Raw genomic sequence first — 18,261 nt, 5'->3', positions numbered from 1 at the left:
ACCATACACGACCATGCATGACCGTTCATGCGGGTTCCCCGGACCCGGGCGTCATCTCGCGCCGCCGACGTCGTCGAGCGCCCCCAGCACCGCCGGCCAGGCGGCGCTGCGCGGATCGACCACCGCGAAGTGGCCGGCCGGCACCGTGGTGAGCACCGCGGCCGGGTGGCGCCGGGCGTAGGACTCGGCGACCTCCCGCGGGACGATGCGGTCGCCCGTCCCGTGCACGATGCGCACCCGGCCCCGGGGCGCGGGCAGCCGGACCGGGTCCAGGTCGGGCCGCGCCACGGCGTCGTCCCCCAGGAAGGAGGCGACCGCGTCGCCGTCCAGGCCCAGGACCTGGGCCCGCTGCAGGTCCGCGACCGGCGCGAGCGCCACGACGCCGACCGGGGTGTCCGGGGGCTGAACCGTGGCGGCAGCCAGCAGCGCGAGGTGCCCGCCGGCGGAGTGCCCGGTGAGCACGAGGCGCCGCCCGGGCCGGCCGGGGAGCTCCTCCGCCCGGGCCGCCCAGCGCACCGCCGCGTCCACGTCGCCGACGGTCAGGTCGGGGCGGCCGGGCACGCGCCGGTACTCGGGGGTCACCGTCGTCCACCCGGCGGCAGCCAGCGCCTCGGTCATCGGCCGCAGGTGCACGCGGTCGTACGCCGGCCGCCAGAACCCGCCGTGGAGCACGACCAGCAGCGGCCGGTCGCCCGCGGCCGACCGGCCGAAGCGGACGTCGGCCACCTGGTCCGGGCCCGGACCGTAGGTCAGGACGGCGTCCGGCGCGGAGGCCGGCCGGGTCAGGACCGACCGGTCCTCACCTCCGGCGCCTACCCGGCCGCGCAGACTGGTCATGCGGTAGTACTACCGGACCGCGGAACGCGTCACCGGATCCGGGAGGAGCGGCGCCATGGCGATCGAGGACGGGGTCCGGCCGCTCGAGGAGGGCGTGCAGACCGACTTCAGCGCACGGATGAGCTACGGGGGCTACCTCGGGCTGGACACCCTGCTGTCGGTGCAGCGCCCGATCAGCGACCACCACGACGAGCCACTGTTCATCATCCAGCACCAGACCACCGAGCTGTGGCTGAAGCTGGCGCTGCACGAGCTGCGCGCGGTCCGCGCGGACTTCGACCGCGACGACGTCCAGCACGCCCGCAAGGGGCTGGCGCGGGTCAAGCACATCCTGCGCACCATCACCGAGCAGTGGTCGGTCCTCGCGACCCTGACCCCCAGCGAGTACGCCGAGTTCCGCGGCGTGCTGGGCAACTCCTCGGGCTTCCAGTCCTACCAGTACCGGGCCGTGGAGTTCCTCCTCGGCAACAAGAACGAACGCATGCTGGCGGTCTTCGCCGCCGAGCCGGCCGCTCAGGAACTGCTCACCGAGCTGCTGGACTCGCCGACGGTCTACGACGCCTTCCTGCGGTTCCTGGCCCGCCGGGGGCACCCCGTGCCGGAGGAGGTGCTGCACCGCGACGTCCGGCAGGCGTGGGTCGAGACCCCGGCGCTGCTGCCGGTGTACCGCACGATCTACGGGGACACCGAGGCGCACTGGGCGGAGTACGCCACCTGCGAGGACCTGGTGGACCTGGAGGACGGCGTCCAGCTGTGGCGGTTCCGGCACCTGCGCACGGTCCAGCGCACCATCGGGTTCGCCACGGGCACCGGGGGGAGCTCGGGGGTGGACTTCCTCCGGCGCGCCCTGGACCTGACCTTCTTCCCCGAGCTCTACACGGTCCGGTCCGGGATCGGTGCCTGATCCCGTGACCGCTGCCTCGATGGGTCGCGAGCCATCGCCCGACGTGCTGGACCTGCTCCCGGCCGGGGTCACCGAGCGGGCGGCCCAGCTCGACCGGCTCGACCCGCTGGCCGACCTCCGGGACGAGTTCGTCCTGCCCGAGGGCGTGGTCGCCTACCTCGACGGGAACTCGCTCGGCCGTCCGCTGAGGGTCACCCGCGACCGGCTCACCCGTTTCGTCGACGGCGAGTGGGGTGAGCGGCTCATCCGGGCGTGGGACGAGCACTGGATGGACCGCCCCACGGCCGTGGGCGATGCCATCGGCCGGGTCGTGCTCGGGGCGGCGCCGGGGCAGACGGTCGTCGGCGACTCGACCACGGTCATGCTCTACAAGCTGCTCCGGGCGGCGCTGGACGCCCGTCCCGACCGGGCGGAGATCGTCGCCGACACCGAGAACTTCCCGACCGACCGGTTCGTCCTCGACCGGGTCGCCGCGGAGACCGGCCGCACCGTCCGCTGGATCGAGCCCGACCCGGCGACGGGCGTGCAGCCGGCGGAGGTGACCGGGCTGCTGAGCGACCGGACAGCGCTGGTGCTGCTCAGCCACGTCGCCTACAAGTCCGCCTACATCGCCGACCTCCCGACCATCACGGCGGCCACCCACGAGGCCGGGGCGCTGGTGCTGTGGGACCTCTGCCACTCCGCGGGCGCGGTCGACGTGCGGCTGGACGCCGACGAGGTCGACCTCGCCGTGGGCTGCAGCTACAAGTTCCTGAACGGCGGCCCGGGCGCGCCGGCCTTCGGCTACGTCGCCCGGCGGCTGCAGGACGAGCTGGTGCAGCCGATCACCGGGTGGATGGGCAGCGCCGACCCGTTCGCGATGGGACCGGCCTACGTGCCGGCGGCCGGTATCCGCCGGTTCCTCAGCGGCACGCCGCCGATCCTCGGGATGATCCCGGTCGAGGACATGCTGGCGCTGATCGAGCGGGCGGGGATGCCGGCGGTCCGGGCCAAGTCGGTCGAGCTGACGGAGTTCGCGATCGCCGTCGCCGACGAGGCCCTGTCCCCGCTGGGCGTGACCGTCGCCTCCCCGCGGGACGCCGACCGCCGGGGTGCGCACGTCACCCTGGAGCACGACGCGATGCAGACGGTCGTGGCGGAGCTGTGGCGGCGGGGGGTGATCCCGGACTTCCGGCGGCCACGCGGGCTGCGGGTCGGCCTCTCCCCGCTGAGCACGAGCTTCACCGAGGTCGCCACCGCGCTGGCGCACGTGCGGCAGATCCTGGCCGACCCGGCCGGCTGACGGGTCGGCGCCGGCCCCGACCCGGTCAGGCGGTTCTCACGGCCGGGCCCTGCGCCGGAGACGGCCGGCACCTCGCTGGGGACCGGAGGTCAGGTCGGGAGCGACCGCGCCCGGTGGGTCCACGAGGCCACCGCGGCGGCCAGCAGGAGCAGCGACGGCAGCAGGAGGGCCAGCCCGATCCCCAGGCCGTTCAGCAACGACCACCCGACGGACACGGCCGCCAGCACGACCAGGACCGCGGGCGCCCGCCGGGACGCCGTCGCGCTCTCCACCCACAGGGCGAGCGCCGCGCAGGCCAGCGGGACGCCGAAGAGCAGGAACGCGAACGCCCCGCTGTCCGCCCACACCATCCGCCACGACCAGGCGGTCACCGCGACGAGGCACCCGAGCGAGAAACTGATCAGCATCCGCGCACCCGAGGAACCAGCGGTCATGACACATCTCCCGACCGGCCCGGGGTCGGCACCGTCGCGCCGGTACCGCACCGTGGCACCCCGGTGCGGCGCGGTCAACGGTCGTGTGCCCGCTCCGGGAGAGGTCAGGCCACCGGGTCGTCGTCGCCGTAGGGGCGCAGGCGGAGCTGGCGCGCGGCGTCCTCCGGGGTCACCGAGCCGACGACGTCGAGGTCGTCGGCGCCCACGCGCAGGAACCGGCCCGACCACTGGTCCAGCTCGCCGGCCGCGATCGCCGCGACCAGCTCGACCACCTTCTCGGGCGGCGTCCAGTCGGTGTAGCCCTCCCACATGCGCATCGACCGGGTCATCGGGGTGTCCACGACGCCCGGTGACAGGTCGAAGACGCGCACGTCGGTGCCCTCCAGGGCGCCGGCCAGGGCCTCGGTCATCCGCATGAGGCCGGTCTTGGCCACCGAGTAGGCGGAGTACTCCGGTCGCGCCCGGACGCTCATCCCGCTCGCGATGTCCACCACCCGACCGCGGTTGCGCAGCACCATCCACGGCACCACGGTCCGCGCCAGCAGGAAGCCGCCCTTGATGTGGCTGGTGACGACGTCCCACCACTGGTCGGGGTCGGCCTCCCAGAGCGGCACCTCGAGCTCGTCGATCAGCCCCGCGTTGTTGACCAGCAGCTCGACCGGGCCGAGCTCCTCGCGGACCCGGCCCACGGCTTCCTCCACCGAGGCCCGGTCGGTGACGTCGGCGGCGACGGCGAGGGTCCGGGCACCGGTGGCCTCGGCGACCTCGGCCATGGCGGTGCGCAGCCGGTCCTCGGTGCGCGCCAGCCCGGCCACGGCCATGCCGCGCGCGGCGAGGCCCTCGACCAGGTGCCGCCCGATCCCGGTGGACGCGCCCGTGACCAGTGCCACCGAACCCGACAGGACGGCCCCGTCCCGGGGCCCGCCCTGAGCCTGCGAAGGGCGGGGAGGACGGGGTCCTTCGTCAGCCACGGAGCTGCGCTCCGTTCGCGACGACGGCGGCGGCGACCGCGGCGTCGAAGGCGACCCGCGCCTCGTCGCTGGTCAGCGTCCGGTCCGGCGCGCGGAACGTCAGGGAGTACGCCAGCGACTTCTGCCCCTCGGGCACCGAGCTGCCGGTGTAGACGTCGAACAGCCGCAGGTCCTCCAGCAGCTCGCCCGCCCCGCCCCGCAGCACCGCCTGCACCCGGGCCTCGGGCTCCGTCTCCGGCACGAGCAGCGCGAGGTCCATGCGGACCGGCGGGAAGGTGGAGATCGACCGCGCCTGAGGCACGGGCGGCACGGGCAGCGCGTCGGCGTCGAGCTCCATCGCCGACGTGCGGGCCGGCAGCCCCAGCGCCTCGCAGACCTTGGGGTGCAGCTCGCCGGCGTACCCGACGACCCGGTCGGCGACGAGCAGCGCGGCGCACCGGCCCGGGTGCCAGGGCGCCCGCTCGGCCTGCTCGACGGTGAGCTCGGCGCCGGCTGCCTCGGCCACGGTGCGGGCGGCCTGCACGGCGTCGGCCCACTCGGCCGGCCGGCCCGGGCCCCACCAGCCGCGGGGCTCGCGCTGCCCGGTGAGGACGACAGCGACGTGCCAGGGCTGCGCCGGCACCGCACCCAGCAGGGCGGCCAGCGTCGCGTCGTCCGGGCGGCGGTCGGCGCCGGGCAGCGGGGCGGCGGCGCCGCTCCCGCCGGGGAAGACCGAGCCGTGCTCGAAGAGGGCGACGTCGCGGAGCCCGCGGGCCAGGTTGCGGCCGAGGGCGGCGAGCAGCCCGGGCAGCAGCGTGGTCCGCAGCGCCGGCGCCTCCTCCGACAGCGGGTTGCGGACGGTGATCACCCGGCGGCGGTCGTCGTCGGCGGGCAGGCCGAGCGCATCGAGCTGCGCCGTCCCCACGAAGGGGAACGCGGGGGCCTCCACGTAGCCGGCGTCGGCCAGCGCCCGGCCCATGCTGCGCCGCCGCCGCTGCCGCTCGGTGAGCCCGCCACCCGGCGGGGCGGTGGGCAGGATCGAGGGGATCTCGTCGAACCCGCGGAAGCGCACGACCTCCTCCACCAGGTCGGCCGGCTCCTGCAGGTCACCGCGCCACGACGGCGGGGTGACCCGCAGCGCCTCCCCGTCGCCGGCCACTTCGGCGCCGACGGCGGTGAGCACCTCGAGCACCTGGGCCCGGGTGTAGGGGACGCCGGCGATCCGGCCGGGCAGCCCGGCGTCCAGCGCGATCGCCGCGCGCGGCGCGCGGACGTCGACGTCGACCGGCGCGCCGACGACCCGGGCACCGCCGTGCTCGACGAGCAGCGCCGCCGCCCGGGCCAGGGCCACGACGGTGACCTCGGGATCGGTGCCGCGCTCGAAGCGCTTGCCGGCCTCGCTGGGCAGCCGGTGCCGGCGCACCCCGCGCGAGATGCCGTTCTGCTCCCAGTGCGCGGCCTCCAGCAGCACCGCGGTGGTCTCGTCCCCGATCTCGGTGGAGGCCCCGCCCATGACGCCGGCCAGCCCGATCGGGCCGGACCCGTCGGTGATGAGCAGGTCGTCGTCGGTGAGCGCGCGGTCGGCGCCGTCCAGGGTGGTGAGCCGCTCCCCCGCCGTCGCCCGGCGGACCGTGATCGGGCCGGTGACGGCGGCGCGGTCGAAGGCGTGCATCGGCTGGCCGAGCTCGAGCATCACGTAGTTGGTGACGTCGACGGCGAGAGAGATGCTCCGGATCCCGCACTGCGCGAGCCGGCGGCGCAGCGGCCACGGGCTGGGCGCGGCCGGGTCGAGCTCCTCCAGGGCGAGCATGGAGAAGCGGTCGCAGCGCTCGGGGTCGGCGACGGCGACCTCCCACGCCGGGGCACCCGACCAGTCGGGCAGCGGCAGGTCGGCCGGATCGCGCCAGGTCACGCCCAGCACGCCGGCCAGGTCGCGGGCGATCCCGCGCAGCGACATGGCGTAGCCGCGGTCCGGCGTCACCTCGAGGTCGAAGACGACGTCGTCCAGGCCGAGGACGTCGGCGGCGGGGGTGCCCGGCTCGTAGCCCTCCCTCCCCAGCACGAGGATCCCCGCGTGGTCCTCGCCGATGCCCAGCTCGCGGACCGAGCAGATCATCCCGTCGGAGACGTGGTCGTAGGTCTTCCGCGCGGCGATGGCGAAGTCCCCGGGCAGCACGGCGCCCGGGAGCGCAGCCACCACCAGGTCGCCGACGGCGAAGTTCCGGGCGCCGCAGACGATGCCCCTCGGCTCGCTCTCCCCCACCTCGACCTGGCAGTAGCGGATCGGCTTCTTGAAGCCGGTGAGCTCCTCGATCTCGAGCACCCGGCCGACCACGAGCGGGCCGGTGGTCACCGGCGGGCGGACGACGTCCTCGACCTCGAAGCCCAGCCGGACGAAGGCGTCGTCGAGCTCCTCGACGGTGATGCCCGCCGGGAGGTCGACGAGCTCGGACAGCCAGCTGACGGGGACCTTCACTGCTCAACTCCGAACGGCAGGGTGAAGCGGACGTCGGCCTCGGCGATGTCGTGCATGTCCGACACCGCGGAGCGGAACTGCAGGGCCCGCTCGATGCCCATGCCGAACGCGAACCCGGTGTACTCGTCGGGGTCGACCCCGCAGGCCCGCAGCACGCGGGGGTTCACCATCCCGCAGCCGCCCCACTCGACCCACTGCGGGCCGTCGCGGTGCTCGGGGAACCACACGTCGAACTCCGCCGAGGGCTCGGTGAACGGGAAGAAGTGCGGCCGCCACCGGGTGCGCGCGTCCGGGCCGAACAGCTGGCGGGCCAGGTGGTCCAGGGTGCCGCGCAGGTGGGCCATGGTGAGCCCGCGGTCGACGGCCAGGCCCTCGACCTGGTGGAAGACGGGCAGGTGCGTCGCGTCCAGCTCGTCGGTGCGGTAGACCCGGCCCGGGGCGACGACGTAGATCGGCGGCTGCCGGTCGAGCATGGTGCGCGCCTGGACGGGGCTGGTGTGCGTGCGCAGCACCAGGCCGGAGTCCTCAGGCGCGACGAAGAACGTGTCCGACAGCCACCGGGCCGGATGGTCGGGGCCGAAGTTCAGCGCGTCGAAGTTCAGCCACTCGGCCTCGAGCTCCGGGCCGTCGGCGACCTCGTACCCCATCCCGACGAAGACGTCGGCGATCCGGTCCATGAGGGTGGTGAGCGGGTGCCGGGCGCCGCGGGGGTTGCGGTCCCACGGCAGCGTGACGTCGACCTGCTCCTCGGCCAGCACGCGGGCGTCGCGCTCGGCCTCGAGCTCGGCCTTCCGCGCCTCGTAGGCCTCGGTCACCGCGACCCGGGCGGCGTTCACCCGCTTGCCGGCGTCGCTGCGCGCGGCCGGGGGCAGCGCACCCAGCTCGCGGCGGGCGAGCAGCACGGGAGCGCGGTCGCCGAGGTGCGCCGGGCGGGCGGCGGCCAGCGCCTCCAGGTCCGCGGCCGCCGCGAAGGCCCCGAGCGCGGCCCGCACCGCCTCGTCGAGGGCCTCGGGCGAGAGGGCGGCGACCTGCTTGGGGTCGTAGGGATCGTTGGCGCCAGACACGGGGAGCCATTCTGCCCGCCCACCGCCTGCGCCCGCGCCTGGGTTCCGGTGCGAGGATGCCGGACGTCGCCGGAACCGGCGTCCAGGCTCACCCCGGCCCCGTCCAGAGGCTCGTGCCGAGCGGGCGAGGCGCGAGGGGGACGGGGTCCTTCCACTGATCACCAGGGAGCTTCCGGAGGTGGGCGTGGCCGTCGTGCTCGCGCTGGCGTCCGCCGTCGTCTACGGCGCCGCCGACTTCCTGGGCGGGCTCGCCAGCCGCCGGGCGTCGGTCTCCGCAGTCGTCGCGGTGTCCCAGGCCGCCGGGCTGCTGGCGCTGGTGGCGCTGCTGCCCTGGGTCGGCGGGCCGGTCACCGCGGCGGACCTGGCCTGGGGCGCCACCGCCGGGCTGGCCGGTGCCGGCGGCCTGCTGGTCTTCTTCCGCGCGCTGGCCGGCGGGGTGATGAGCGTCATCGCCCCGGTCACCGCGCTCACCGCCGCCGCCGTCCCGGTGCTGGTCGGCGTGCTGAGCGGCGAGCGCATCGGCACCTGGGCGACGGTGGGCATCGTGCTCGCCCTGGCCGCAGTGGTCCTGGTCTCGGCCGAGAGCGGGCTGCGGGCGCTGCGCGCCGCCCGCCCCGCCAGCCTCGGGCCCGCGCTGGTCGCCGGAACGGCGTTCGGCCTGTTCTTCGTGCTGCTGGACCGCACCTCCGCCGACGCCGGCCTCACCCCGCTCGTCGCCGCCCGGCTCGCCTCGGTGGTGCTGGTGGTCGGGGTCGCGCTGGCCACCCGGCAGTCGCTGCGGCCGGGGCGCGCGGCCCTCCCGCTGGTGCTGGTCTCCGGCGTGGGCGACATGACGGCCAACGCGCTGTTCCTCCTGGCCACGCAGCAGGGCGGCCCGCTGGCGATCACCGGCGTCCTCGCCTCGCTGTACCCGGTCAGCACCGTCGTGCTCGCCCAGCTCGTGCTGCGCGAGCGGCTCGTGCCGGCCCAGCTGACCGGGCTGGGGGCGGCCGCGGCCGCCGTCGTCCTGATCACCCTGCCCGGCTGACTCCCCCCTTCGGGGGAGGGTGCGGGGGGACCCGGCTCCGGCCCCGGCACCCGCCGGCCGATCCCCCCTCCGTGGACCCCGTGCGCCCCGAGCTCGACGCTGCCCTCGCCGCGGCCCTGCGCCCCGGCGGGGTGCGCAGCGTCTTCCAGCCCATCGTGGAGCTCGACACCGGCGCGGTCGTCGCCTACGAGGCCCTCGCGCGCGGACCCGAGGGGCCGCTGCAGCGACCGGATCTGCTCTTCGCCGCCGCCCGCGAGGCGGGTGTGCTCGCCGAGCTGGACGCCGCCTGCCGGGTGGCCGCCTTCTCCGGCGCGGTCGGGCACGGGCTGCCGGCTCCGCTGGCCCTCTTCGTCAACGTGGAGCCCGAGGTCCTCGACACCGCCCCGCTGGACGAGCTGCTGGCGATCGCCGGCTCCGCACCCGGCGGCCTCCGGGTGGTCCTGGAGATCACCGAGCGCGCGCTCGCCGCCCGTCCGGCCGAACTGCTGCGCACGGTCGCCCGCGTCCGCGAGCTGGGCTGGGGTGTCGCCCTGGACGACGTGGGCGCCGAGGCGATGTCGCTGGCGTTCATGCCGATCCTGCGTCCCGACGTGGTGAAGCTCGACCTGCGGCTGGTGCAGGAACGCCCCGGCCCGGCCATCGCCCAGATCATGAACGCGGTCAACGCCTACGCGCAGGCCACCGGGGCCGCGGTGCTGGCCGAGGGCATCGAGAACGACGCCCACCTGGCCATGGCCCGGGCGCTGGGCGCCACCCTCGGCCAGGGCTGGCTGTTCGGCCGCCCCAGCCCGGAGCCGGCCTGCGAGCGCCCCCTCGGATCGCTGCCGGCGCCGGTCGCGCCCCCCGGCTCCGGCACCGTGGCCGGCTCACCGTTCGCCTGCCTGCCCGCGGGTACCGCGCTGCGCCGGGCCCCGAAGGCGCTGCTCATCGAGCTCAGCAAGCAGCTCGAACGGGAGGCGCTGCGCCTCGGCGAGACCTGCGTGGTCACCGCGACCTTCCAGGAGGCCCGGCACTTCACCCCGTCGACGACGCAGCGGTACCGCGACCTGGTGGAGCGCACCGGCTTCGTGGCCGCCCTCGGCGAGGGGCTCCCCGCCGAGCCGCTGCCCGGTCTGCGCGGGACCGACCTGGCCGGGGACGACCCGGTGCGCGGCGAGTGGGACGTCGTCGTGCTGGCCCCGCACTTCGCCGTGGCGCTGCTGGCCCGCGACCTCGGGACGACCGGCCCGGACCTGCAGCGGGAGTTCGAGTACGCCCTGACCTACGACCGCGACGTCGCCGTCCGCGCCGCGGGCAGCCTGCTGGGCCGGGTCGCGCCCCGCGCCGCCCGGACGCTCCCCACCGCACCCGCCCGCTCCGCGGTACGGCCCGGCTCCCCGGCGCCCGCGGGGCTCGACCTGCTCGGCGACGCTGGTCTGGTGCGGCGCGCTCTGGAGGCGACGCCCAGCGGCGTGTGCCTCGTCGACGTCCGCCTGCCCGACCAGCCGCTCGTGTACGTGAACCCGGCCTTCGAGCGGCTCGCCGGGGTGCCGCGCGAGCAACTCCTCGGCCGCAACTGCCGCTTCCTGCAGGGCCCCGACACAGACCCCGGAGCGCTGGCCCGCATCCGCGCGGCGATCGCGGCCGGCGAGGAGTGCCGCGAGGTGCTGGTGAACCTCCGCGGCCCCGAGCGCACCCCCTGGTACAACGAGCTGCACCTGGCGCCCGTCACCGACGCGGCCGGCGCCGTGGTCCAGTACATCGGCGTCCAGGTCGACGTCACCGAGCAGGTGCTGGCACAGCGGGCACTGGAGCAGGAGCGCGACCGCGCCCGCGGATACCTGGCCCGGATCGAGGAGTTGTCGGTCACCGATCCGCTGACCGGGCTGGCGACCCGCCGGCACGTGCAGGAGCAGACGGAGACCGCGCTGTGGAACGCGCGCGGTGCGGGCGACGCCGTGGCGCTGATCGTCGTCGCCGTCGACGGGCTCGCCGCGATCGAGGACCGCTACGGGCCGGCCGCCGCCGAGGAGCTGCTGACCGCCACGGGGCAGCGGCTCCGCGGCCGGCTCCGGCGGGGAGACCTCGTGGCGCGCTGGGCCCGTGACTCCTTCGTGGTGCTGCTCCCCGGCCTCGCGGCCGACAGCGCCGTCCGGGAGGCGGCACGGATCCGCGCCGAGCTGGCAGAAGCAGCCGGCGGCCCGGTGGCGCTCGACGGCACGCCCGTGGTCGCCGGGTTCAGCACCGGTGCCGGCTGCTACCCCGCCGACGCCGACGACGTCGCCGGGCTGCTGTCGGTCGCCGAGCGCGCAGCCGGGCGGCTGCCGGTCGCGCGGCGCTGAGGCGGCGCACCATCCCTCTGCCCGCGACCGGGGCTGCCTTCTCGGCGGCGGCGCTCAGCCGCGCGGCGGGAGCAGCGTGCCCAGTCCGCCGTCGGCGAGCTCGGTGAGCTGGTCGACCAGGTCGGCGGCGGACACCGTGCGGGCCCCCGACCACCAGTGCGTGGCCAGCTGGACCATGCCCACGACGCCGTAGGCCCACGTCATCGCGCCGTCGGCCGGGCGGCCGGCCTCGGTGAGCCGGGCAGCCAGCAGGCCGCCGAGCGCGGTGGCGACGGCGTGCTCGGTGGCCGCGACGAGATCCGCCCGCCCCGCGCGCCCGGCCTGGGCGTAGGCGAAGCGGTAGAGCGCGGGCTCGTCCTCGATCAGCGACACGAAGGCGGCGATCACCGTCCGGAGCTGGGCACGGTCGTCGGCGCGGCCGGCGGTCAGCTCGCCCAGCAGGCGGGGCAGCAGGATGGCCTGGGAGATGCGCTCCAGGACGGCGTCGATCAGTTCTTCCTTGTCGCTGAAGTACCGGTAGATCACCGTCTTCGACACCCCGGCGCTGCGCGCGACGTCGTCGACGGAGAAGTCGGGACCGGCCAGGCGGACGGCCTCGACGGCTGCCCCGACGAGGTCCTCCCGGCGCGCCCGCCGGTGCTCGGTCCACCGCGAACGGCGTCCGTCCGTCGGAGGGATCGCCGGCGCATCGGCGACCTGGTGCACGTGTTCCACGGTGACAGCCACCTTCCCTCGCGGCCCTGTTCGACGTACCGGGGAGAGCCCGTCCGCAGCCATCATCCCTCCGTCCCGCGCCGCGGGGGCACGAGCACGTCCGGTCGACCGCGAGGCTCCGTCCACCCGGTGTCGCCCGGCTCCGCCGGCAGGTCCGCCTACGCGCCCGCGGTCGAGGCCGACTGCGCGAGCTGCGTGGTGTAGAGGCAGATCGCGGCGGCCGCGGCCAGGTTCAGGCTCTCGGCGCGACCCCGCATGGGGATGCGGACCCGCGCGTCGGCCAGTTCCGCGAGCGCGGCGGGCACGCCGCGGGCCTCGTTGCCGAACAGCCAGAGCACCGGCCCGCCCAGCCGGCCGTCGGCGACGAGCTCCGGCAGCTCCGCCTCTCCCCCGCCGTCGGCCGCCAGCACGGTCACGCCGGCACCGCGGACCGCCGGCAGCAGCTCGCCCAGCGGTGCGCCGCGGACGACGTCGACGTGGAACAGGCTGCCCGCGCTCGACCGCACCGCCTTGCCGCCGTAGGGGTCGGCCGAGCCCGCGCCGAAAACCACCGCGCCCGCCCCGCAGGCGTCCGCCGTCCGCAGCACGGTGCCGGCGTTGCCGGGGTCGGCCAGCTCGGCGAGCGCGACCGCGAGTTGCGGCGGCGCCGTCGTCAGGGCCGCGGCGGGGACGTCGCGCAGCGCGCAGACCGCCACCAGCCCCTGCGGCGTCACCGTCTCCGACAGCCCCGCGGCCGCCTTCTCGGTGACCAGCCGCACCGGGACCGGCGCGGTGGCGAGCAGCTCGGCGTGCCCCTCGGCCGCGGCCTCGGTGGCGAACACCTCCCGCACGCCGGCCGGGTGGGCCAGCGCCTCGGCGACCGCCTGCCGCCCCTCGGCGAGGAAGAGGCCGGCGGCGTCCCGGCCGGCCCGACGGGTCAGCTTGCGCGCGGCGGCGATCCTCGCGGAGCGCTCGGTGAGCAGCTCGGTCACGCGGTCTCCTCCCCGTGCGAGATCTGCACAGTGGCCCTCATGGGGCGCTGATGGGGGCGAGTGTGCAGATCTCGCCCGGGACAGACAACGACGCCGCCGGCGCCGGCCGCGGAGGGCCGGTCACCGACGGCGTCGGTTGGTGAGGTGCTGGAACGGCCATCCTGCAGGGGCCCGCGCCGAGCGTGCGAGGCGTGGGGGGCAGGGTGGTCCTTTCTCAGGCGGCCTGGGTGCCGGTCGCCTCGGGGTTCGCGGCGAGCGCGGCCCGCGAGCTCTCCACCAGGGCGGCGAAGGCGGCGGGCTCGTTCACGGCCAGCTCGGCGAGGACGCGGCGGTCCAGCTCGATACCGGCGAGCTTCAGCCCCTGCATGAACCGGTTGTAGGTCATGTCGTTGAGGCGGGCCGCCGCGTTGATCCGGGTGATCCACAGCTTGCGGAAGTCACCCTTGCGCGCCTTGCGGTCGCGGTAGCTGTAGGTCGCCGAGTGGAGGATCTGCTCCTTGGCCTTGCGGTACAGCCGCGACCGCTGGCCCCGGTAGCCGCTGGCCGCCTCGAGGGTCGTCCGGCGCTTCTTCTGGGCGTTGACCGCCCGCTTCACGCGTGCCACGGAAGTGCTCCTGTCTCTCTAAAGGTCGGTGGAGGGGACGCTCAGATGCCCAGGAGCTTCTTGAGGTTCTTGGCGTCGGCCGGGGAGACGACCTGGTCCTGGTCGAGCCGGCGCTTGCGGGTCCCGGACTTGTGCTCGAACTTGTGCTGGTTGTTCGCCTGCTCGCGCATGAGCTTCCCGGTGCCCGTGATGCGCACCCGCTTGGCGGTGCCCTTGTGGGTCTTCTGCTTCGGCATGTCCTCGGTCCCTGTCGTCTGGTGTCGGTGCGCGCGGCGGCACGGAGCCGCCGCGGGCACCGGCCGTCTTCGGTGGTGCTGGTGCCGGTCAGGCGCTGGGCGCCTGCTCCTCGGCCTGCTCGCCCTTCGGGCGGCGCTTCTCCTGCGCCGTCTGCGCGCCCTTGTGCGGGGCGATCACCATGACCATGTTCCGGCCGTCCTGCTTCGGGTTGGACTCGACGACGCCCAGCTCGCTGACGTCGGCGGCCAGCCGCTGCAGCAGGCGGTAGCCCATCTCCGGGCGCGACTGCTCGCGGCCTCGGAACATCACGGTGATCTTGACCTTGTCGCCGCCCTTGAGGAAGCGCTCGACGTGGCCCTTCTTGGTCTCGTAGTCGTGCGGGTCGATCTTCAGGCGCAGCCGCATCTCCTTGATGACGGTGAGCGCCTGGTTCCGCCGGGCCTCTCGGGCCTTCTGGGCGGACTCGTACTTGAACTTCCCGTAGTCCATGAGCTTGGCGACGGGCGGCCGGGCCATGGGTGCGACCTCGACCAGGTCGAGCTCGGAGTCCTGTGCCAGGCGCAGCGCCTCGCCGATCGACACGATGCCGACCTGCTCGCCCTCGGGGCCGACCAGGCGGACCTCGGGGACACGGATGCGGTCGTTGATGCGGGGCTCGGTGATGGCCTCTCCTTACGCTGCTGCGTGGGAGGAGTCGCTGGCCCATCCGGGCGCCGACGGACAGAAGGCCCCGTGAGCGTCTGCTCACGGGGCCCACTCGCCGGTGGCCCACGACCCGTGCAGGTCGTGCGCACGCGATCACCGACCGGTGGCCGGTGCTCGCGATCCGGGACCTGGGCGCCTGGAGGGCGTCAGGTGGGAGCGGGCTCCTCTTGGATCAGCGGCCCTGGGCAGGGCCGCCGGGTGGTTCGCGCGCCTCGATGTAGCGGGGAGGCACGCCCATGCTACAGCGTCCCGAGCCCCCCGGTCATTCCCCCCTACGGCGACGTGCCGGACCAGCCGGCGACGTGCTGGAACGGCCCCGTCCCGAGGCTCGCCCCGAGCGGAGCGAGGGGTGAGGAGGACGGGGCCCTCTTTCAGTCGTCGTAGAGGAGGGGTGGCGGGACCGGGTCCTGCGCCCGGGCCGCGGCGTGCAGGGCGCGCAGCCCCTCGACGGCGCGGACTGCCCGCTCCCCGTCGGCGGCCTGCAGCGCGAGCAGGGAGACCTCGTCGCCGTTCTCCAGGAGGAGCGCTCCCCACGCCGACTTCCGCTCGAACCGGACCGCCCGCACCGCCGTCCACGGCAGCTCGTGGTGGACGACGACGTTGCGGACGCGCACGCCCGCGGCATCGGCGTCGACCCGCGACCGGCCCAGGAACACGATCCCCGCACCGAGGACGAGGCCCAGTCCGGCGATGGCCACCTGGTCGTCCAGGCCGTAGTCCACCACCGTGTTCTGGGTCGAGGGCAGGCCGAGCGCGACCAGCAGGGCCACCAGGACGACCACCCCCGCGACGGCGGTCAGCAGGAGCCGCAGCCGGCGGGGGGCGACCGAGACAGCAGGCAGGGGATCCGGGGAACCGCTCACCAGCCCATGGTGTCAGCCCGGGTGCCGGCGACGGCTGGCAGAGTGCGACGTCGTGGAGATCACCGGCACCGCCCAGCGCGCGGCGTGGGACGACCGCGCCATGCCCCCGGTCGAGCGGCTGCGCGGGGACCTGTGGTCGGTCCCGGTGCCGATCCCGCACAACCCGCTGCGCTACGTGAACGTCTACGTCCTCGCCCTCGACGGGGGCGGGCTGGGCCTGGTCGACACCGGGTGGGAGAGCGAGGCCGGCTGGTCGGCGCTGACCGAGGGGCTCGCCTCCCTCGGTGGCTCGGTCGAGGACGTGCGGGGCGTGCTCGTCACCCACCTGCACTTCGACCACCTGGGGCTCGCCGCCCGCGTCCGGCAGGCCAGCGGCGCCTGGATCGCCATGCACCCCGCCGACGCCGACGCGGTCCGCCGGCTGACCGCCACCGACGCGCAGGCGGCCGTCGACGACGAGGTCGAGTTCCTCGTGCGCCTGGGCGCTCCGCGGGACGAGGCGATGGGGGACGTCGGAGGCGCGGAGAACCTCTCCGGCTTCACCCGCATGGCCGTGCCCGACCGGCTGCTGGAGGACGGCGACCGCGCCGCCTTCCCCGGCTGGTCGCTGCGTGCGGTCCACACCCCGGGTCACACCCCCGGCCACCTCTGCTTCGCCGAGGAGCGCACCGGTCTGTTCTTCTCCGGGGACCACGTCCTGCCGCGCATCAGCCCGAACATCTCCAGCACCCGAGGCGGCTCCCCGGACCCGCTGCGGGACTACCTCGGCTCGCTGGCCGCCGTGCGGGAGCTCGACCCGTCCGAGGTGCTGCCCGGTCACGAGTGGCGGTTCCGCGGCCTGGCCGACCGCACCGACGCGCTCACCGACCACCACGAGCGGCGGCTGACCGAGCTGCTCACCGCGATCGCCGAGCACCCCGGGGCCACCCCCTGGGACCTGGCCGCCCACCTGACCTGGTCCCGGCCGTGGGACCAGTACGCGCGACGGATGCGGATCTTCGCGGTGACCGAGACCGACGCCCACCTGCGGCTGCTGGCCAGCCGGGGCCTGGTCGTCGGGGACGGCGGTGCGGTGCCGACGTGGACCCTGCGCCCGCGCTGACCGCGGCCGCCCTGGCCGACCGGGTGCTCGGTACCGCCCCCCGGCTGGCCGCCACGCGGCTGGTCTGCGTGGACGGCCCGGCCGGCTCGGGCAAGACCACCCTCGCCGCTCGGCTGGCCGCCGTCCTCCCCGGGGTCGTCGTCACCGTCCACATGGACGACCTGTACGCGGGGTGGACGCTCACCGGCGCTCCGGCGCGGCTGTCCGCCGGCGTGCTGCGGCCGCTGGCCGAGGGGCGGCCGGGCAGCTACCACCGCTACGACTGGGCGGCCGGGCGCTTCGCCACCGGACCGACGCCGGTGCCCGTGCCGGCGGTGCTGGTCGTCGAGGGCTGCGGCAGCGGGGCACGGCCGGTCGACCCCTGGGCGAGCCTGCGGATCTGGGTGGAGGCCGACCCATCGATCCGGCTGGCCCGGGGCCTGGCCCGCGACGGTGCGCACCTCACGGGCGAGTGGCGGCGCTGGCAGCTGACCGAGGCGGCTCACTACGCCGCCGACGGCACGCGCGCCCGGGCCGACGTGGTGGTCGACGGCGGACGGTGACCCGGCTCACGTCCGGCCGGGCGCGCCGGGTCGCGACACACATCGGTAACGCCGGACGGCGACCATGGAGACCGACCGCACGCGAGGGGGACACGTGACCGACACCGTCCGGGAACAGCCGACCGAGCTGCCGCTGGCCGGCTACACCGTCGCGGTGACCGCCGCCCGCCGCAAGGAGGAGCTGGGGGCGCTGCTGGACCGCCGCGGCGCCCGCGTCGTCTACGCCCCGGCGATCCGCATCGTCCCGCTCTCCGACGACACGGAGCTGGTCGCGGCGACGCGCCGGGTGCTGGCGGCCCCGGTGGACCTGGTGATCGCGACCACCGGGGTCGGCTTCCGCGGCTGGCTGGAGGCCGCCGAGGCCTGGGATCTGCCCCTGGTCGCGCACCTGTCGGGCTCGCGCGTGCTGGCCCGCGGCCCCAAGGCGCGCGGAGCCATCCGCGGGGGCGGCCTGGTCGACGCCTGGTCACCGGAGTCGGAGTCGTCCGCCGAGGTGCTCGCACACCTGCTGTCCGGGGCCGAGGGTCCGCTGGCCGGGCGGCGGATCGCCGTCCAGCTGCACGGTGATCCGCTGCCCGATCTGGTCGCCGGCCTGCGGGAGAGCGGCGCGGACGTGCTCACCGTCCCGGTGTACCGCTGGGTGCCGCCCGAGGACGTCACCCCGGTCCGCCGCCTGGTCGCCGGCATCGCCGCCGGTGCGGTCGACGCCGTCACGTTCACCAGCGCGCCGGCGGCGGCGAGCCTGCTGCAGGTGGCCGACGAGACCGGCCACCGGGAAGCGCTGGTGGCGGCCTTCAACGACCGCGTGCAGGCGGTCGCCGTCGGCCCCGTCACCGCCGCGCCGCTGGACGCGGCCGGGATCCCGTCCTTCCAGCCGGCCCGCGCGCGCCTGGGGGCGCTGGCCCGCGAGGTGGTGGCCCGGCTCCCCGAGCGGGACCCGGTGCTGCAGGTCGGGCCGCACACCCTGCAGGTCCGCGGGCACGCCGCCGTCGTCGACGGGCAGCTGGTCGAGCTGCCGCCGGGACCCCTGGCGGTGCTCCGGGAGCTGACCCGCCGGCCCGGCCACGTCCTCCCCCGGGCCGACCTGGTGGCCGCGCTCCCCGGCGGCGGGGACGGGCACGCGGTCGAGATGGCGGTGACCCGGCTGCGCGCGGCGCTCGGCGCGCCGCTGGTGGAGACCGTCGTCAAGCGCGGCTACCGCCTGCGGGTGTGAGACGCCGGCGCAGGC

General features: G+C 75.8%; 18 protein-coding genes. 7 read left to right on the top strand and 11 right to left on the bottom strand.

Going from position 1 to position 18,261, the window contains the following annotated elements:
* Positions 1-51: 51 nt before the first annotated feature.
* A complete protein-coding gene (locus tag ACI8AG_RS16935; RefSeq protein ID WP_456597945.1) occupies positions 52-837 on the bottom strand; it encodes an alpha/beta hydrolase in 786 nt (261 codons plus the stop codon).
* Positions 838-892: 55 nt separating this feature from the next.
* On the opposite strand from ACI8AG_RS16935, the gene ACI8AG_RS16930 reads away from it, so the two are divergent.
* Both ACI8AG_RS16930 and ACI8AG_RS16925 read left to right on the top strand, forming a co-directional pair.
* Positions 893-1,741: a tryptophan 2,3-dioxygenase gene (locus ACI8AG_RS16930; protein ID WP_456597944.1), complete on the top strand. Its 849-nt coding sequence runs from the start codon at positions 893-895 to the stop codon at positions 1,739-1,741.
* Positions 1,742-1,745: 4 nt separating this feature from the next.
* Complete coding sequence (locus ACI8AG_RS16925) at positions 1,746-3,023, top strand: kynureninase (RefSeq protein WP_456597943.1); 1,278 nt, start codon at positions 1,746-1,748, stop codon at positions 3,021-3,023.
* A gap of 89 nt (positions 3,024-3,112) precedes the next feature.
* On the opposite strand, the gene ACI8AG_RS16920 is transcribed toward ACI8AG_RS16925, so the two are convergent.
* The 4 genes from ACI8AG_RS16920 to pheS all read right to left on the bottom strand — a co-directional run bounded on the left by ACI8AG_RS16920 (position 3,113) and on the right by pheS (position 7,947).
* Positions 3,113-3,457 (bottom strand): hypothetical protein, encoded by a 345-nt coding sequence (locus tag ACI8AG_RS16920; protein ID WP_456597942.1) that lies wholly within the window; start codon positions 3,455-3,457, stop codon positions 3,113-3,115.
* Between the two features lie 104 nt (positions 3,458-3,561).
* Positions 3,562-4,347, bottom strand: a complete 786-nt coding sequence (locus tag ACI8AG_RS16915) for an SDR family NAD(P)-dependent oxidoreductase (protein ID WP_456597941.1) — start codon at positions 4,345-4,347, stop codon at positions 3,562-3,564.
* Positions 4,348-4,420: 73 nt separating this feature from the next.
* Positions 4,421-6,883, bottom strand: a complete 2,463-nt coding sequence (gene pheT, locus ACI8AG_RS16910) for a phenylalanine--tRNA ligase subunit beta (protein WP_456597940.1) — start codon at positions 6,881-6,883, stop codon at positions 4,421-4,423.
* Positions 6,880-7,947 (bottom strand): phenylalanine--tRNA ligase subunit alpha, encoded by a 1,068-nt coding sequence (gene pheS, locus ACI8AG_RS16905; RefSeq protein ID WP_456597939.1) that lies wholly within the window; start codon positions 7,945-7,947, stop codon positions 6,880-6,882. Before pheS ends, pheT begins: the two co-directional genes overlap by 4 nt.
* Positions 7,948-8,125: 178 nt before the next feature.
* Between pheS and ACI8AG_RS16900 the strand changes: the two genes are divergently transcribed.
* On the top strand, positions 8,126-8,974 hold the full coding sequence (locus tag ACI8AG_RS16900) for an EamA family transporter (RefSeq protein WP_456597938.1): 849 nt from the start codon (positions 8,126-8,128) through the stop codon (positions 8,972-8,974).
* Between the two features lie 71 nt (positions 8,975-9,045).
* Positions 9,046-11,295, top strand: coding sequence for an EAL domain-containing protein (locus ACI8AG_RS16895; protein WP_456597937.1), 2,250 nt, complete (start codon positions 9,046-9,048; stop codon positions 11,293-11,295).
* Between the two features lie 54 nt (positions 11,296-11,349).
* Here ACI8AG_RS16895 and ACI8AG_RS16890 read toward each other — a convergent pair whose 3' ends face one another.
* The 6 genes from ACI8AG_RS16890 to ACI8AG_RS16865 form a co-directional block, all read right to left on the bottom strand.
* On the bottom strand, positions 11,350-12,009 hold the full coding sequence (locus ACI8AG_RS16890) for a TetR/AcrR family transcriptional regulator (protein ID WP_456597936.1): 660 nt from the start codon (positions 12,007-12,009) through the stop codon (positions 11,350-11,352).
* A gap of 158 nt (positions 12,010-12,167) precedes the next feature.
* The gene (locus ACI8AG_RS16885) at positions 12,168-12,980 is read right to left on the bottom strand and encodes a TrmH family RNA methyltransferase (RefSeq protein ID WP_456597935.1); all 813 of its coding nucleotides are present in this window, start codon (positions 12,978-12,980) and stop codon (positions 12,168-12,170) included.
* Positions 12,981-13,194: 214 nt separating this feature from the next.
* Positions 13,195-13,584, bottom strand: a complete 390-nt coding sequence (rplT, locus tag ACI8AG_RS16880) for a 50S ribosomal protein L20 (RefSeq protein WP_135097047.1) — start codon at positions 13,582-13,584, stop codon at positions 13,195-13,197.
* A gap of 41 nt (positions 13,585-13,625) precedes the next feature.
* On the bottom strand, positions 13,626-13,820 hold the full coding sequence (rpmI, locus tag ACI8AG_RS16875; RefSeq protein ID WP_456591040.1) for a 50S ribosomal protein L35: 195 nt from the start codon (positions 13,818-13,820) through the stop codon (positions 13,626-13,628).
* 88 nt (positions 13,821-13,908) lie between these two features.
* Positions 13,909-14,469, bottom strand: coding sequence for a translation initiation factor IF-3 (gene infC, locus ACI8AG_RS16870; RefSeq protein WP_456597954.1), 561 nt, complete (start codon positions 14,467-14,469; stop codon positions 13,909-13,911).
* A 428-nt stretch (positions 14,470-14,897) separates the two neighbouring features.
* Positions 14,898-15,389 (bottom strand): PH domain-containing protein, encoded by a 492-nt coding sequence (locus ACI8AG_RS16865; RefSeq protein WP_456597934.1) that lies wholly within the window; start codon positions 15,387-15,389, stop codon positions 14,898-14,900.
* 52 nt (positions 15,390-15,441) lie between these two features.
* On the opposite strand from ACI8AG_RS16865, the gene ACI8AG_RS16860 reads away from it, so the two are divergent.
* The 3 genes from ACI8AG_RS16860 (at position 15,442) to ACI8AG_RS16850 (ending at position 18,246) form a co-directional block, all read left to right on the top strand.
* Positions 15,442-16,491, top strand: coding sequence for an MBL fold metallo-hydrolase (locus ACI8AG_RS16860; protein ID WP_456597933.1), 1,050 nt, complete (start codon positions 15,442-15,444; stop codon positions 16,489-16,491).
* On the top strand, positions 16,470-17,033 hold the full coding sequence (locus ACI8AG_RS16855) for a uridine kinase family protein (protein WP_456597932.1): 564 nt from the start codon (positions 16,470-16,472) through the stop codon (positions 17,031-17,033). The genes ACI8AG_RS16860 and ACI8AG_RS16855 overlap by 22 nt, the downstream gene beginning before the upstream one ends.
* Before the next feature lie 94 nt (positions 17,034-17,127).
* Positions 17,128-18,246, top strand: a complete 1,119-nt coding sequence (locus ACI8AG_RS16850; protein ID WP_456591044.1) for a uroporphyrinogen-III synthase — start codon at positions 17,128-17,130, stop codon at positions 18,244-18,246.
* The last annotated feature ends 15 nt before the right edge of the window (positions 18,247-18,261 follow it).

The organism is Blastococcus sp. SYSU DS0552, assembly GCF_054050815.1.
The sequence above is the reverse complement of the archived record's forward strand: the minus strand, read 5'-3'. Positions and strand labels throughout refer to the sequence as shown.

Excerpts from the sequence above, each read along its gene's own strand:
- ACI8AG_RS16930 (WP_456597944.1), top strand. The coding sequence starts at position 893 with ATGGCGATCGAGGACGGGGTCCGGCCGCTCGAGGAGGGCGTGCAGACC.
- rpmI (WP_456591040.1), bottom strand. The coding sequence starts at position 13,820 with ATGCCGAAGCAGAAGACCCACAAGGGCACCGCCAAGCGGGTGCGCATC.
- ACI8AG_RS16920 (WP_456597942.1), bottom strand. The coding sequence starts at position 3,457 with ATGACCGCTGGTTCCTCGGGTGCGCGGATGCTGATCAGTTTCTCGCTC.
- ACI8AG_RS16935 (WP_456597945.1), bottom strand. The coding sequence starts at position 837 with ATGACCAGTCTGCGCGGCCGGGTAGGCGCCGGAGGTGAGGACCGGTCG.